This window comes from Salipiger sp. PrR007, from assembly GCF_010499845.1.
GTDB classification, from domain to species: Bacteria; Pseudomonadota; Alphaproteobacteria; order Rhodobacterales; family Rhodobacteraceae; genus Salipiger; species Salipiger pacificus_A.
Window position 1 is genome coordinate 44691 of record NZ_JAAGOZ010000008.1, and the last position, 14901, is coordinate 59591.

18 protein-coding genes are annotated in these 14901 nt (G+C 65.3%); 5 read left to right on the forward strand and 13 right to left on the reverse strand.

The window, feature by feature from the left end:
• Positions 1–26: 26 nt before the first annotated feature.
• From G0Q01_RS01050 to G0Q01_RS01060, 3 genes are read right to left on the reverse strand one after another with little or no spacing between them, the layout of a single operon-like run.
• The gene (locus tag G0Q01_RS01050; protein WP_164196957.1) at positions 27–953 is read right to left on the reverse strand and encodes a twin-arginine translocase subunit TatC; all 927 of its coding nucleotides are present in this window, start codon (positions 951–953) and stop codon (positions 27–29) included.
• A complete protein-coding gene (gene tatB / locus G0Q01_RS01055) occupies positions 950–1432 on the reverse strand; it encodes a Sec-independent protein translocase protein TatB (protein ID WP_164196956.1) in 483 nt (160 codons plus the stop codon). Before tatB ends, G0Q01_RS01050 begins: the two co-directional genes overlap by 4 nt.
• Positions 1433–1436: 4 nt before the next feature.
• The gene (locus G0Q01_RS01060; RefSeq protein WP_108965744.1) at positions 1437–1652 is read right to left on the reverse strand and encodes a twin-arginine translocase TatA/TatE family subunit; all 216 of its coding nucleotides are present in this window, start codon (positions 1650–1652) and stop codon (positions 1437–1439) included.
• 263 nt (positions 1653–1915) lie between these two features.
• On the opposite strand from G0Q01_RS01060, the gene G0Q01_RS01065 reads away from it, so the two are divergent.
• A complete protein-coding gene (locus G0Q01_RS01065; RefSeq protein WP_164212944.1) occupies positions 1916–2578 on the forward strand; it encodes a YafY family protein in 663 nt (220 codons plus the stop codon).
• 6 nt (positions 2579–2584) lie between these two features.
• Here the strand turns inward: G0Q01_RS01065 and G0Q01_RS01070 are convergent, their stop codons facing one another.
• The 3 genes from G0Q01_RS01070 to G0Q01_RS01080 form a co-directional block, all read right to left on the reverse strand.
• Entirely contained in the window at positions 2585–3052 is a 468-nt protein-coding gene (locus G0Q01_RS01070; RefSeq protein WP_164196954.1) for an SRPBCC family protein, read from the reverse strand.
• A 249-nt stretch (positions 3053–3301) separates the two neighbouring features.
• On the reverse strand, positions 3302–3874 hold the full coding sequence (locus tag G0Q01_RS01075; RefSeq protein WP_108967640.1) for a YceI family protein: 573 nt from the start codon (positions 3872–3874) through the stop codon (positions 3302–3304).
• A 305-nt stretch (positions 3875–4179) separates the two neighbouring features.
• Positions 4180–4398 (reverse strand): hypothetical protein, encoded by a 219-nt coding sequence (locus G0Q01_RS01080; RefSeq protein WP_108965750.1) that lies wholly within the window; start codon positions 4396–4398, stop codon positions 4180–4182.
• 305 nt (positions 4399–4703) lie between these two features.
• On the opposite strand from G0Q01_RS01080, the gene rpsF reads away from it, so the two are divergent.
• The 3 genes from rpsF to rplI are packed head-to-tail and all read left to right on the forward strand — an operon-like array spanning position 4704 to position 5935.
• Entirely contained in the window at positions 4704–5066 is a 363-nt protein-coding gene (rpsF, locus tag G0Q01_RS01085; RefSeq protein ID WP_108965751.1) for a 30S ribosomal protein S6, read from the forward strand.
• A gap of 23 nt (positions 5067–5089) precedes the next feature.
• Positions 5090–5317, forward strand: a complete 228-nt coding sequence (gene rpsR / locus G0Q01_RS01090) for a 30S ribosomal protein S18 (protein ID WP_089844216.1) — start codon at positions 5090–5092, stop codon at positions 5315–5317.
• A gap of 12 nt (positions 5318–5329) precedes the next feature.
• Positions 5330–5935: a 50S ribosomal protein L9 gene (rplI, locus tag G0Q01_RS01095; protein WP_108965753.1), complete on the forward strand. Its 606-nt coding sequence runs from the start codon at positions 5330–5332 to the stop codon at positions 5933–5935.
• An 84-nt stretch (positions 5936–6019) separates the two neighbouring features.
• Here the strand turns inward: rplI and G0Q01_RS01100 are convergent, their stop codons facing one another.
• The 5 genes from G0Q01_RS01100 to G0Q01_RS01120 all read right to left on the reverse strand — a co-directional run bounded on the left by G0Q01_RS01100 (position 6020) and on the right by G0Q01_RS01120 (position 12074).
• Entirely contained in the window at positions 6020–6703 is a 684-nt protein-coding gene (locus G0Q01_RS01100; protein ID WP_164196953.1) for a DUF2270 domain-containing protein, read from the reverse strand.
• A gap of 155 nt (positions 6704–6858) precedes the next feature.
• Positions 6859–8190: a trigger factor gene (gene tig, locus G0Q01_RS01105; RefSeq protein WP_164196952.1), complete on the reverse strand. Its 1332-nt coding sequence runs from the start codon at positions 8188–8190 to the stop codon at positions 6859–6861.
• 268 nt (positions 8191–8458) lie between these two features.
• Complete coding sequence (locus G0Q01_RS01110; protein ID WP_164196951.1) at positions 8459–9892, reverse strand: NAD(P)(+) transhydrogenase (Re/Si-specific) subunit beta; 1434 nt, start codon at positions 9890–9892, stop codon at positions 8459–8461.
• A gap of 15 nt (positions 9893–9907) precedes the next feature.
• Positions 9908–11485 carry a Re/Si-specific NAD(P)(+) transhydrogenase subunit alpha gene (locus G0Q01_RS01115; protein ID WP_164196950.1) on the reverse strand — a complete coding sequence of 526 codons (1578 nt, stop codon included), beginning with the start codon at positions 11483–11485 and terminating at the stop codon, positions 9908–9910.
• A gap of 136 nt (positions 11486–11621) precedes the next feature.
• Entirely contained in the window at positions 11622–12074 is a 453-nt protein-coding gene (locus G0Q01_RS01120; RefSeq protein ID WP_164196949.1) for an isoprenylcysteine carboxylmethyltransferase family protein, read from the reverse strand.
• Between the two features lie 253 nt (positions 12075–12327).
• Between G0Q01_RS01120 and kynU the strand changes: the two genes are divergently transcribed.
• On the forward strand, positions 12328–13536 hold the full coding sequence (gene kynU / locus G0Q01_RS01125) for a kynureninase (RefSeq protein WP_255455519.1): 1209 nt from the start codon (positions 12328–12330) through the stop codon (positions 13534–13536).
• Here kynU and G0Q01_RS01130 read toward each other — a convergent pair whose 3' ends face one another.
• Together G0Q01_RS01130 and G0Q01_RS01135 are read right to left on the reverse strand one after the other, a co-directional pair.
• Positions 13537–14322 carry a gamma-glutamyl-gamma-aminobutyrate hydrolase family protein gene (locus G0Q01_RS01130; RefSeq protein WP_164196948.1) on the reverse strand — a complete coding sequence of 262 codons (786 nt, stop codon included), beginning with the start codon at positions 14320–14322 and terminating at the stop codon, positions 13537–13539.
• A 65-nt stretch (positions 14323–14387) separates the two neighbouring features.
• A complete protein-coding gene (locus G0Q01_RS01135) occupies positions 14388–14816 on the reverse strand; it encodes a heme-binding protein (RefSeq protein WP_108965765.1) in 429 nt (142 codons plus the stop codon).
• Positions 14817–14901: the final 85 nt, after the last annotated feature.

The window sequence follows — 14901 nt, forward strand, 5'->3', positions numbered from 1 at the left end:
CGCGATGCGTTTCAACGCGTTCTTCTTCACGTGGTGCGGTCCTCCTCGACCTCTTCCTCGTCATCTTCGAACCACAGGCCCTGGGCACGCAGCTCCTTCTCGCGCTTCTTCTCGACCAGTCGGACGAGGAAGATCGAGATCTCGTAAAGCCCGTAGACCACCACGAAGAGGATCACCTGCGTGGTCACATCCGGCGGGGTGACCAGCGCGGCCAGCACGAGGATCGCGACCACGGCGTATTTGCGCACCGAGCCCAGGCCCGCGGCCGAAACCAGCCCGGCCTTGCCCATCAGCGTCAGCAGCACCGGCAACTGGAAGCACAGGCCAAAGGCGACGATGAACTTCAGCGTGATGTCGAGGCTTTCATTCACCTTGCCGAAGAAGGTGATCTTCATGCCCTCGGCGGTCTCGGGCACGACGGCGGTGTCCGCAGGCAGATCGGCGGGCATGCCGTCGGTCGCGCGCTGCAGCAGGTCGGCGAAGATCGAGCTCACGTCGGCAAAACCGAGGAAGAACTGCATCGCCAGCGGCGTCACGATGAAATGGGCAAAGCTCGCGCCAAGCAGGAACATGATCGGCGAGGCGATCATGAACGGCAGGAAGGCGTTCTTCTCGGATTTGTAGAGCCCCGGCGCGACGAAGCGCCAGAGCTGGAACGAGATCACCGGGAAGGCCAGGCCGAAGCCGAAGACCATCGAGATGCGGAACAGCGTGAACAGGTATTCCTGCGGCGAGGTGTACTGCATGGTGGGCGACGGATCGCCAAGCGCGCGCAGCGTCTCCTCGATCGGGCCCAGCAGAAATTGCAGCAGCGGCTCGGCCACGGTGAAGGCCAGCACGATGCCCACGATGAACGCCAGAACAGCCCGGATGAGCCGCGTGCGCAGCTCAGCCAGGTGCTCGATCAGCGGCGCCGAGCTGTCGTCGATTTCGTCATGGTCCAGCTGGCTCATGCGTCACCGTCTTTCTTAAGGTGCGATTCCAGCTCCTCGGCCTTCTTCGCGGACTCTTCTGCGCGCTTCATCGCCGCTTCCGCCTCGCGCTTCTGGCGCTCGGCGGCGGCGCGGGCGGCGCCAGCCTCGATCTTCTGCTTGTTCGCGGCCCGCTCGGTCTCGAGCGCGCCGGGATCCTCTTTCAGCCCCTCGGTCTTCTTCGGGGGCGTGGGGTCGGTCATCGACTTGGCGGCATCGCGCACCCCGTCCATGGCCGAGCTCATTGGGTTGGTCGCCGTCTTGAGGGTCTTGGCCACGTCGCGCACGCCCGCCTCGTCCGCCGCGTCGTTCATCGCGCGGCTGAACTCGCGCGCCATGCCGCGCGCCTTGCCCATGAAGCGACCTACATTGCGGAACAGCACCGGCAGATCCTTGGGGCCCACGACAATGAGCGCCACGATCCCGATGACCATGAGTTCCGACCAGCCAAGATCGAACATGGGATCAGACCTTGTCCTTCTCGCTCTCCGGGGTCACGTCCTTAGCCCCGTCGGCTTTTTCGTCCTCGAGTTCCTTCGAGCCCTCGCTCACGCCCTTCTTGAAGGCGGTGATGCCCTTGCCGACCTCGCCCATGAGGTTCGAAATCTTGCCGCGGCCGAAAAGAACCAGCACCACGACGGCGATGAGCAGAAGGCCCGGAAGGCCGATGTTGTTGAGCATGTCCTTAGTCTCCCTTAGGCCGCTCCAACCCTGTGCGGGCGTCCCCGAAGCGGCGCGTCGAAATCTGTTCCCGGGTTGTAGGATCCTTCCCGGCGGCGCGGAAGGCGCAAAGCCCGGCTGCCTCCCCCGTCGGAGGGGGTTTTCTTTCCGCTTTATGACAGTATTCTGTCAGGTGACAATAATATGTCAGTTGGGGCGCTGCCGCGCTCCGCCGCTTGCGCGAATCGACCCGCCCTGGATGCCCTGCCCCCGGAACGCCACAGATGAAGAAGTCCGACCGCCTCTACACGCTGATGACCCGCCTCAAGGATGGAGCGCTGCACACTGCCGAGGCGCTGGCCGAGGAACTGGGCGTCTCGGTGCGCACCATTTACCGCGACATGGACACGCTGGCGGCCTCTGGCGTGCCGATCGAGGGCGAGCGCGGGCGCGGCTACACCGCCCGCGCCGCCTTCACCCTGCCGCCGCTGAACCTGAGCGAGCTGGAACTGGAGGCGCTGCACCTTGGCCTCGCCGCCGTCGGACAGGGCGGCATGGCCGACCTCGCCGAAGCCGCCGAGGCGCTCTCGGCCCGGATCGACGCTCTGCTGCCCGAGGATGGCACCACGGGCGGCGCCTTCGGTTTTGCCACCTACCCCTTTCGCGAGGCCGCCGAGGGATTCCGCTTCATGCCCGACTTCCGCGCCGCCATCCGCGCCCGGCAGAAGCTGCGGGTCACGCTCAAGGATCGCGCCGGCCCGCAGGACCTGCGCCCATTGCACATGGATTACTGGGGCCGCATCTGGACCTGCATCACCTGGAACGAGACCGCGCGCGGCTTTGAAACGCTCCGCATCGACCAGGTGACCGGCGTGACACCCCTGCCCGGGCTTTTCGTCGATGAGCCGGGCAAGAGCCTTGCCGACTTCCGCGCCGGACGCGGCTGAGCGCGCTCAGCGCAGGGTCTTGGCGTAGGCCTCGAGCTGGGTCGCCACGGCGCCCCAGCCGTCGTGGAAGCCCATCTGCTCATGCGTCTGGCGCGACTCCGCGCTGCGATGGCGGGCGGTCGCGGTGTAGAGCGTGCCGCCCTTGCCGTTGTCCTCGAAGTCGATGATGGCGGTCATGAAAGGATCGGGCGCCGGCTTCCAGCCCTCGGAATAGCTGTCGGTGAAGACCAGGCGGCGGTTCGGCACCACCTCGAGCCAGACCCCGGTGTTCTGCATCTCATTCCCCTCGACCTCGAAGGTCGTGTTGAAGCGCCCGCCGACCTTTAGGTCGATATCGCAGAAGGTGACCTTATGTGGTTTCGGCACGAAGAAGTGCTTGATGTGCTCGGGGGTGGTCCAGCACGCGAAGAGCACCTCGGGGCGCGCGTCAATGTCGCGGCTGAAGGTCAGGTCTGTCTCGGGGTCGAGGGTCATCGGGGTCGCTCCTTTCTGCCCGGTTCTCCGGGCGTGGCGTCGAAGGGCGGTTGGCACCGCCCACCCCGAGTAGAGCGCAGGCCGCGCCGCTTTGACAATCACCCGTTCGCGCGCCTGCAGCTTTGCAGGGCTGCCCATAGAAAAACCAACCCCCGAAGCCATGGGCTCCGGGGGGCACTGGTAAAGCTCTTGACGCGTCTACTCGTTACCAAAGACACCCTGTCCCCGCGGGGACAGGGTCAAACGGCCTTACTCGGCCTTCATCGCCTCGATCGAGATCTCCACCTCGACCTCGTCGCTGACGTAGGGCGCGAACATGCCGAGGTTGTAGTCCGAGCGGATCAGCGTGGTGGTGGCGTGGAAGCCGAGCCAGGGCTTGCCTTCCATCGGGTGTTCGCCCGCCTGGGTCAGGACCGCGTCGAGCACGACCTCCTTGGTCACGCCGTTGAGGGTCAGATCGCCGGTGATCAGGCCGGTGTCATCGCCGGTCACTTCGATGGACTTCGAGGTGAAGGAGACGGTCTTGTCGTCCGAGGCGCCGAAGAAATCGTCGCTCATGAAGTGCTCGTAGCGGCCTTCCCAGCCGGTAAGCATGGTGGTCACGTCCCATGAGGTGGTGACGCTGGACGCGGCCGGGTCTTCGGCGTCGTACTGGATCTCACCCTCGAAGCCGCCGAACATGCCATAGCCGGTCGAGAAGCCGAGGTGGTTGTAGGAGAAGACAATCTGCGTGTGGCTTGCGTCGAAGACATAGGTCTCGGGGGCGGCAAAGGCTGCGATCGGGGCGAGCGCGACGGCGCCGGCGAGAAGTAGGGATTTCATATCGGATATCTCCGGGAGGATTGCGTTGCGATGCCCGACCATGTCGTCATTCGCCGCGCCGCGGCAATCCGGCCTGCGTCCACAGGGTCTGTGGAAAATCGAACAGTTGTCGGCGCGCCCCCGCGCACAGGTCGGACCGGGGCTCGAGCCGGCACCCTCTCCGGCCACACGAGAACAGCCCCGCGAGAGCCAAGCCGCGAAACCCCAAGAAGGCCCGGGATACCCCGAGCCCTTCCCGTCCGCCGATCCTCGCTTTTGATCTATCCGCCTATCGGTCCAGATACCGGCCCGACGAAATCCGCGTCCTAGCGCCGGTCGGCACAGAGCAGAACGGCACTCACCCCGGTGAGCAGCAACGTCAGCGAGAGCAGCAGCCGCCCAAGGGAGAGCCCCTGCTCCGCCTCGGGCACCAGCCACAGCGCGAAGGCCGAAAGCGCCAGGGCAAATCCCACGAACTGGCCGCCGAGGCGAAGCAGATGGGCCGTGGCCTCCCGTTCGGGGTTATGAAAACTGCCAAGGGACATCCTGCCCGCCTCCTTCACTCGTCACGCCGTACGCCCCCAGAACTGACGCCCAATCGCGACAGCATTGGGGCAATTCCGCGAAGCTATGCCGGCGTTTTTCAGCACTGCCGCAAGGTTATCCGGCCGAACTCTTGAGAAACCATTAATCAACCTGTCCGCCCCCGATGGAGGCTTGTATCCCCGGGCTGAGCGTGTATAGAGCACCATCCCTCTGCAAGATGATGTGAACCGCGCAGACTCTCGTGGGCAGGAGCGGAGTGGATTGCCTGCCCTATGAAATGCGCCCGGATAGAAATGGAGCACACATGCCGCTTTATGAGCATGTTTTCATTGCGCGTCAGGACCTTTCCAACGCGCAGGCTGAAGGTCTCGTCGAACATTTCGGCACCGTCCTCTCGGACAACGGCGGCAAGGTCGTCGAATCCGAGTACTGGGGCGTGAAGACCATGGCCTACAAGATCAACAAGAACCGCAAAGGCCACTACGCCTTCCTCAAGACCGATGCCCCCGCATCGGCCGTGCAGGAAATGGAGCGTCTGATGCGCCTGCATGACGACGTCATGCGCGTTCTGACCATCAAGGTCGATGAGCATGCCGAGGGCCCCTCGGTGCAGATGCAGAAGCGCGACGAGCGCGAGGGCCGCGGCGACCGCCGTCCCCGTAACTGATCTGAACGAGAGGAGCTAAAACCATGGCTGCAAAACCGTTTTTCCGCCGCCGCAAGGTCTGCCCCTTCTCGGGCGACAATGCACCCAAGATCGACTACAAGGACACCCGTCTGCTGCAGCGCTACATCTCTGAGCGCGGCAAGATCGTCCCGTCCCGCATCACCGCAGTGTCGGCAAAGAAGCAGCGTGAACTGGCCCGTGCCATCAAGCGCGCCCGCTTCCTCGCCCTGCTGCCCTACGTCGTGAAATAAGGAGAGAGACCCATGCAAGTCATTCTTCTGGAGCGCGTGGCCAAGCTCGGCCAGATGGGCGATGTCGTCGACGTCAAACCCGGCTATGCACGCAACTACCTGCTGCTGCAGGGCAAGGCGCTGACCGCCTCGAAAGAGAACATCGCCTCCTTCGAAGCGCAGAAAGCCCAGCTCGAGGCGCGCAACCTCGAGACCAAGCAAGAAGCCGAAGCGCTTGGCGCGAAGCTCGACGGCCAGCAGTTCGTCGTGATTCGCCAGGCGTCGGACGGCGGCAACCTCTACGGCTCGGTCACCACCCGTGACGCCGCAGACGTCGCCACCGCCGAAGGCTTCTCGCTGGACCGCAAGCAGGTGGTCATCCGCCAGCCGATCAAGGAACTCGGCGTGCACGAAGTCGAGGTGCACCTGCACCCCGAGGTGATGGTCACCATAAACCTCAACGTCGCACGTTCGCCCGAAGAGGCAGAGCTCCAGGCATCGGGCAAGTCGATCCAGGAACTGGCCGCCGAGGAAGAGGCCCAGGCCGAATTCGAGATCTCGGAACTCTTCGACGAACTCGGCAGCGCCGCGTCGGACGAGGACGAAGCCGCTCCGGCGTCGGACGACGAAGAGGCCTGATCCGCTTTCGGATCGCCGCTTGAAACATGGAAAGCCGCGCCGGTCCCCCCGGCGCGGCTTTTTCTTTGCCCGGAATTGGCGCGCTCAGCCCATGCTGGTCTTGTCGTGACGCATTCCGGCGCGGCGCATGTCGTCGCGCCAGCTCCAGAGCGCCGCAGCGCCCCAGACCAGACAGTAGAGCAGCCTCGCAGCCAGTACGAAGCCACCGTGGATGGGCCCCACCGAGGCACGCGCCACGAAGTCCCCGGCCGAGGTCAGCGGCTCGGGATGGACCAGCAGCTTGCCGATGTAGGCGATGCTCTGGATCAGCAGAATCCACACGTAGTTGCGCCTTATCCGTCGGCCGATCGCAACGCTGACCGAGACATGGTAGCGCGGCTTCCAGTAGTCCTGCGCCAGCACCTCCTGCCATCCCTCCTCCATGTGCAGATCGCCATCGTGCAGCATGGGCGCGAAGAAGTGGGTCTCCATCCAGCGGCAGCGGGCGCGCCAGACGTTGAAGTAGCGGTAGCGCCGCGCCTCGAGCATCAGGAAAAAGAGGATCAGGATGCCGACGAGGATCAGTGGCAGCGGCGAGGCGGCGGGCGAGCTGTAGGAGATCGAGAGCGCGATGCCGAGCGTGACCACCGCCCAGTTCGTCGTTGTGTCAAGCCGGGTGCGCCAGATCGTCGAGCGGTAAACCTCGCCGCGATAGAGATGCGCCAGCGCGCCGATCTCCGCCGCATCCAGCACCTTGCGGCGCGCATCACCAGCGTGCGTTGACTTCATCGGGCGCCCTCCCTGACCGCAGGATCACATGCAAGCGCGCGATCCGGCAAGGAAATTCCCCGCCGCAGATGCAGCCTGTTCGCCCGGCGGCATGCCGCGCATGCAAAAGGGCCGCCCCGGAGGGCGGCCCTTCGTTCCGGCGCTGAGGCGCGGAATTACTCTTCGTCGAGCGCTTCGACGGCCTTCATGAGGTCGTCCTTGGAGACCTCTTTCTCGGTCACGGTCGCGCCTTCGGCAATGTGGTCGATGACCTTGTCTTCGAAGATCGGCGCGCGCAGCTGCTGCTGCATCTGGGCGTTCTGGCGCACGAAGTCGAAGAAGGCACGTTCTTGGCCCGGGTACTGACGCGCCTGCATCATGATCGCCTGGGTCATTTCCTGATCGGTCACCTCGATCTCGGCTTTCTGGCCGATCTCGGCGAGCAGCAGGCCAAGGCGCACACGGCGCTCGGCGAGCTTGTTGTGCTCGTCGGTGGGTTCGATCTCGCCGTGGTCGTGGCCGTGATCGTCCGGGTGCTCTTCGTGGTAGAGCTGGTGCGCGATCTGCTTGGCTTCGGCTTCAACGAGGCTCGGCGGCAGGTCGAAGGAGACCTGCTCGTCCAGGGCGTCGAGCATGGCGCGCTTCAGCACCTGGCGCGAGGCACCGGCGTATTCGGCTTCGAGACGCTCGCGGATCTGGCCCTTCAGCGCTTCGAGGTCCTCGGCACCGAACTTCTTGGCCAGCTCGTCATCGATCTCGGCGGCAACCGGCTCTTTCACGGCCTTAACGGTCACGTCGAAGACGGCAGCCTTGCCGGCGAGGTGCTCTGCACCGTACTCCTCGGGGAAGGAAACCTCGACGGCCTTCTCTTCCTCGGCTTTCAGGCCGACCAGCTGCTCTTCGAAGCCGGGGATGAAGGAGTTCGAGCCCAGCACCAGCGGGTAGTCCTCGGCGGAACCGCCTTCGAAGGCCTCACCGTCGACCTTGCCGACGAAGTCGATGACCACCTGGTCGCCGTCTTTCGCCTTGGAGCCCTTGCGGCGGTCCTTGAAGTCCTGCGCGTTCTCGGCGAGCTGCGCCAGCGCCTCGTCGACGGCGGCGTCATCTGCCTTCACCACGAGCCTCTCGAGCGACAGTTTCGACGCGTCGATTTCCGGAACTTCCGGCAGCTTCTCGTAGCTCATCTCGACGGTGACGTCGTCGCCTTCTTTCCAGTCGTCGTTGGTCATCTTGACCTGCGGCTGGAGCGCCGGACGGTCGCCGGTCTTCTCGAAGTGCTCGTTCATCGCACCGTCGATGGCTTCCTGCATGCTTTCGCCCAGCACGCGCTGACCGAACTGCTTCTTCAGCAGCGGCATGGGGACCTTGCCCTTGCGGAAGCCCTTCATCTCGATTTCCGGCTGCGCCTCGACGAGCTTTTCGTTCACCTTCGCATCGAGCTCTTCCGCGGTGAGGATGAGTTCGTAGGCGCGCTTCAGACCTTCGTTCAGCGTCTCGTTGACCTGCATGCCAATTCCCTTGTGGTCGTGATACGGGGGCACGGACTCCGGCCCACCGCGAAATTCGAATTTGCGGTCTTCTATGCGTCCCGGAGGGTCCATGCAAGGCGGAAACGCTCTGTATGACAGGCCAAGGCGCCGCGAAGCGGGTAAACCTTCGATTTCGCGAAAAAGCCGCGGGCCGGCGGCGCGGCGCCCTGCCCCGATGCCGCGCCGCGGCAACGCAAAGGGCCCCGCCATCGCTGACGGGGCCCCCTGTCTCAGGCGATCAAACGGGTCAGCTGATCTTGTTCAGCAGCTCGCCGATCGACTGTTTCGCGTCACCGTAGTACATCCGCGTGTTGTCCTTGTAGAACAGCGGGTTCTCGATGCCCGAGTAGCCGGTGCCCTGACCGCGCTTCGACACGAAGACCTGCTTGGCCTTCCACACTTCCAGCACCGGCATGCCGGCGATGGGCGAGTTCGGGTCTTCCTGCGCCGCGGGGTTCACGATGTCGTTCGAGCCGATGACGATGACAACGTCGGTCTCGGGGAAGTCCTCGTTGATCTCGTCCATTTCGAGAACGATGTCATAAGGCACCTTCGCCTCGGCCAGCAGAACGTTCATGTGGCCCGGCAGGCGGCCTGCAACGGGGTGGATGGCGAAACGCACCTCCTTGCCCTTGGCACGCAGCTTGCGGGTGAGTTCCGCGACGTTCTGCTGCGCCTGCGCCACGGCCATGCCGTAGCCCGGCACGATGATGACGCTGTCGGCTTCCTCGAGCGCCGAGGCCACGCCGTCGACGTCGATCGACACCTGCTCGCCCTCGACCTCCATCGCGGGCCCCGAGGTGCCGCCGAAGCCGCCCAGGATCACCGACACGAAGGAGCGGTTCATCGCCTTGCACATGATGTACGACAGGATCGCACCCGAGGAGCCCACCAGCGCGCCGACGACGATCAGCAGATCGTTCGACAGCGAGAAGCCGATGGCCGCCGCGGCCCAGCCCGAGTAGCTGTTCAGCATCGAGACCACCACCGGCATGTCGGCGCCGCCGATGCCCATGATCAGGTGGTAGCCGATGAAGAGCGCGCAGAGCGTCATGATCAGCACGGGGAAGAGCCCGCCGGTGTTCATGTACCAGATCAGGCAGATCACCGAGAGCGCCGCGGCGCCCGCGTTGAGCAGATGCCCGCCCGGCAGCTTCTCGGCCTTGGAGGTCACCTTGCCGGCCAGCTTGCCATAGGCGATCACCGAGCCGGTGAAGGTCACCGCACCGATGAAGATGCCGAGGAACAGCTCGACCTGCAGGATGCTCAACTCGACCGGCGTCTTGTGTGCGACCAGTTCGGCGAAGGTGCCGTGCACCGCCTCACCGGCGGCACGCGCCTTTTCGACCGTGCGCATGGTGAGATGCGCGTTGAAGCCGACGAAGACCGCCGCGAGGCCGACGAGCGAGTGCATTGCGGCCACCAACTGCGGCATCTCGGTCATCTCGACCTTCTTGGCCACATAGGTGCCGATGATGCCACCCGCCGCGATCAGGATGACCGACAGCAGCCACAGGCCCGAGCCCGGGCCGATCAGCGTGGCAAAGACCGCAAGGCCCATGCCGACGATGCCGTACCACACGGCGCGCTTGGCGCTTTCCTGCCCCGAGAGGCCACCCAGCGACAGGATGAACAGAACGGCCGCGACCACATAGGCCGCCGTCGTGAATCCGAATTCCATAGTCCCCACCTCTCCTTACGATTTCTGGAACATGGCGAGCATGCGCCGTGTCACGAGGAAGCCGCCGAAGATGTTGATCCCGGCCATGAAGACCGAGAGCGCGGCAAGGATAATCACCAGCCAGTTGCCCGAGCCGATCTGCATCAGGGCACCAAGAATGATGATCGAGGAGATGGCGTTGGTGACGGCCATCAGCGGGGTGTGCAGCGAATGCGAGACGTTCCAGATCACCTGGAAGCCGACGAAGACCGAGAGCACGAAAACGATGAAGTGCTGCATGAAGCTGGCGGGAGCAACGAGGCCCACGGCGAGCAGCAGCACCGCACCGACGGTCAGCAGGGTGACCTGCTGCTTGGTCTGCGCCTTGAAGGCGGCCACTTCCTGCGCGCGCTTCTGTTCCGGCGTCAGCTCGGGCGCCTTTTCCTTCGGCTTCTGCGCCGCGATCGCCTTGGTCTTCGGCGGCGGCGGCGGGAAGGTGACGTCCTTGGCGTGCGCGATGGTCGCGCCGCGGATCACGTCGTCTTCCATGTTGTGCACGACGGTGCCGTCGGTCTTGCCGGGCGTCAGGTCGGACATCATGTGCCGGATGTTGGTGGCGTAGAGCGTCGAGCTCTGCGTCGCCATGCGGCTGGGGAAGTCGGTGTAGCCGATGATGGTCACGCCGTTGTCGGTGACGATCTTCTCGTCCATCACCGTCAGCTTGCAGTTGCCACCGCGTTCGGCCGCGAGGTCAACGATCACCGAGCCGGGCTTCATCGCCTTGACCATGTCCTCTGTCCACAGTTCCGGGGCTTCCCGGTTGGGGATCAGGGCGGTGGTGATGACGATGTCCATCTCAGGCGCAAGTTCACGGAACTTGGCGAGCTGGGCTTCGCGGAACTCGGGGCTGGAGACCGAGGCATAGCCGCCCGACGCAGAGCCGTCGGCCTGCTCTTCCTCGAAGTCGAGGTAGACGAATTCGGCGCCCATGCTCTCGACCTGCTCGGCCACTTCGGGCCGCACGTCGAAGGCGTAGGTGATCGCGCCGAGCGAGGTCGAGGTGCCGATGGCCGCAAGACCGGCCACGCCTGCGCCGACGATCAGCACCTTGGCGGGCGGCACCTTGCCGGCGGCGGTCACCTGACCGGTGAAGAAGCGGCCGAAGTTGTTGCCCGCCTCGATCACCGCGCGGTAGCCGGCGATATTGGCCATGGACGACAGGGCGTCCATCTTCTGCGCGCGGCTGATGCGCGGGACCATGTCCATCGCGATCACGCTGGCGCCCACATCGGCGGCCTGCTTCATCAGTGCCTCGTTCGAGGCAGGATAGAAGAACGAGATCAGCAGTTTCTCGGGCGTCAGATGCGCCACTTCCTCTTCGCTCGGCGGGCGGACCTTGGCGACGATATCCGCCTGCGCCCAAAGGGCGGCGGCATCCTGAACCACGGTCACGCCAGCGGCCTCATAGGCCGCGTCGGCAAAGCCTGCCTTCGCGCCGGCGCCTGACTGGATCAGGCAATCATATCCCAGCTTCTGCAGTTGCAGCGCCGAGTCCGGGGTCATGGCGACGCGCGCCTCTCCCTCGAAAATCTCTGTCGGCGTTCCGATCTTCACTTAGTTCGTCCCCCTTTTAGGCCGAGTGTCCGACCCTTCCTGGTGTCTTGGTTGCTGTTCGGTTGACGTATGGTCTACCCGCGCGGTGCCATGCTCACAACCGGAACGATCCGGTTAAACACATGGCGAAGAAAATTCAAAGCCACCTTCTGGTTTGTGTCTCATACTTGTGGAATTCCGCAACAAAATTTCGTCGCAAACGCGCCTCCTCGGGCTCGATGAAGCGCTTTTCGAGCAGCCAGACGTAAATCGGCAGCAGCACAAGCGATGGCACCGCGTCCCAGAAGAGGAGGAAGCCGGCCAGAATCATCACGTCTCCCAGATAGATAGGATTGCGCGACAGGCGGAACACGCCCGAGGTGACAAGCCGCTCCGGCTCCTGGTGCGGCATGAAGGTAGTTCGGGCGCGCCGCAGGTCCAGCAGCGCCAGCAGCGACAGCAGCACGCCGCCCCCGACCAGCAGCCCGCCCAGCAGGTCGGCCCAAACCGGGCCGAAGCCAAGCCCCAACGGCAGCAGGCTCTTTTGCACCCAGGCGAGGCAGAGGCAGCCCAGAAGCCAGAGCGGCGGCAGATCGACTTTCCTGAGCATCCCGTCTCGCCTCCTGTGCCCGCGCTGGTGTGTCTGCGCTTGTCCAACGCGCGGTTCCAATAGAGCTTTTCGATGTCTAGCGCGGTGTTGCCGCGACGTCGCGCAGGCGATATGCCGCAGCCCGATCTTGCCTCCCCGGCAAATCCCGGCCACTTTCCCCGCCAACACTCAAGGGGCCGCAGGAGGCACCGCGCGGACACCCGGGGCTCCGGGCCCGCTGCGCAGACCGGCCCCGCATTGCAGGAGGCGCATCTTGACCACCCCCACAGGCTCCATCTTCGACTGGACCAAGGAGCAGTTCCACCTACCGCTCGGGATGATCTATCTCGACGGCAATTCGCTGGGGCCGCTGCCCAAGGCGACCCCGGCCCGCATCCAGAAGATGCTCACCGAGGAATGGGGCGAGCACCTCATCACCGGATGGAACGCCTGCAGCTGGATGGAGATGCCGACCCGGCTTGGCGACCGAATCGGCCGACTGATCGGGGCGGAGACCGGCCACACGGTGGTCGGCGACACGCTCTCGATCAAGGTCTTCCAGGCGCTGGCCGCCGCCGTTGCGCTGAACCCCGGGCGCAAGGTGATCCTGTCCGACACCGGCAACTTCCCGTCGGACCTCTACATGGCCGAGGGGCTGATCGAGCTGCTGGGCGAGGACTACGAGCTGCGCCTCGCCGAGCCACATCGGCTGGAAGAGGAAATCACCGAGGAGGTCGCCGTGCTCTTGGTGACCGAGGTCGACTACCGCACCGGCCGCCGCCACGATGTCGCCGCGCTCACCGCCAAGGCACACGAGATGGGCGCGCTGGCGATCTGGGATCTGGCGCATTCGGCCGGCGCCGTGCCGGTCGACGTGGCGGGCGGCAAGGCTGACTTCGCCGTCGGCTGCACCTACAAGTACCTCAACGCCGGCCCTGGTGCGCCCGCCTTCATCTACGTCGCCCCGCGCCACGCCGAACACGCCGAGCCGGCGCTCTCGGGCTGGCTCGGCCATGACACGCCCTTCGCCTTCGAGCGCAGCTACCGCCCCGCCCCCGGCATCGAGCGGATGCGCGTCGGCACCCCGCCGGTGATGCAGATGGCGGCGCTCGACGCGGCGCTCGACGTCTGGGACAGGCTCGACATGGACGAGGTCCGCAAGCGCTCGCTGGCGCTGACCGGGCTGATGATCGAGGAGGTTGAAACCCACTGCCCGGGCCTGAAACTGGCCACCCCGCGCGACAACGACATGCGCGGAAGCCAGGTCAGCTTCCGCTTCGAGCATGGCTACGCGGCGATGCAGGCGCTGATCGACCAGGGCGTGATCGGCGACTTCCGCGCCCCCGACATCATGCGCTTCGGCATCACCCCGCTCTACATCGGCGAGGACGAGGTGCGCGAGGCGGTCGAAATCCTCGCCCGCATCCTGCGCGGCGCGCTCTGGGACCAGCCCAAGTACCAGCAGCGCAAGCGGGTCACCTGATCAGGCAGACGCCACCCGGGGGGCCTGGTGCCCCTCGGCCCGGCCGGCCCAGGCGCGCACCGCATCGCCGAAGGCGGTGAACAGCGGCCGCGAGACCGGATCGTTGGCGGCATCCCACTCGGGGTGCCATTGCACCGCCATGGTGAAGCCCGGCGCGCCCTTCACGTAGAGCGCCTCGGGGGTGCCGTCGGGGGCGTGTCCCTCGATCTCGATGCGCGCGCCGGGGCGGTTGATGCCCTGCCCGTGCAGCGTGTTGGTCATCACCTCGGTGGCACCGAAGAGCTTGTGGAACCGCCCGCCCTCGCTCAAACTCACCTTGTGGCGCAGGGCGAACTTCTCCTCGAGCGTGCCATCGGGGGGCATCCGGTGGTTCATCCGCCCCGGCAGGTCGCGGATCTCGGGGTAGAGCGTTCCGCCCATCGCCACGTTGACCTCCTGAAAGCCGCGGCAGATGCCGAGGAACGGCTGGCCCCGCTCGACACAGGCGCGCACCAGCGGCAGCACGATGGCGTCGCGGGCGCGGTCGAAGGCGCCATGCGCCTCGGTCGCCTCCTCGCCGTATTCCTCGGGGTGCACGTTGGGCCGCCCGCCGGTGAGCAGGAAGCCGTCGCAGGTCTCCATCAACTCCTCGACCGAGACGAACCGCGGATCCGCCGCGACCAGCAATGGCAGGCAGCCCGAGACGCAGGACACCGCTTCGGTGTTCATCACCCCGCCCGCATGGGCGGGATAGGTCTCGTTGATCAGGTGCTGATTGCCGATGATACCGACGACGGGGCGGGTCATCTCCATGCCTCTCCTTGCCTGTTTCGGTCAAACATAAGGCACGGAGAGGCGCTTAGAAAGATGGCTCAGATGAGTGCCGTCAGCCCCACCGCCTCGATGCCCGCTTTTGCGGCAGCCGCATCATTGTCCGAGCTGTCGCCGGTGACACCCACCGCGCCCAGAGTGCGGCCCTTGGAATCCTTGACCAATACGCCGCCCGGCACCGGGATCAGCTTGCCGCCGAACGCGCCGTTGGCGGCGGCGATGAAATAGGCCTGGCTTTCGGCCCGCGCCATCTGCGCCGAACCGGGCATCCCCAGCATCACCGCGCCATAGGCCTTGCCGAAGGCGATCTCGAAGCGCCCCGGCGAGGCGCCGTCCTGCCGCTCGAAGGCCTGCACGTGGCCGCCCTCGTCCAATACAACCACCGACAGCGGCGCCATGCCCGCCTCTTTCCCGGCCTCGAGCGCCTTGCGGATGATCGTCCGCGCCCGGCTCAGCGAAATTCCAGCCATCTTCTCTCTCCCTGTCTTCCGGCAGACGTGCCGCGTCCGCCCTGTCTTCTAGGTGACGATATCCTCGGGGACCCGCGAGAGGGCA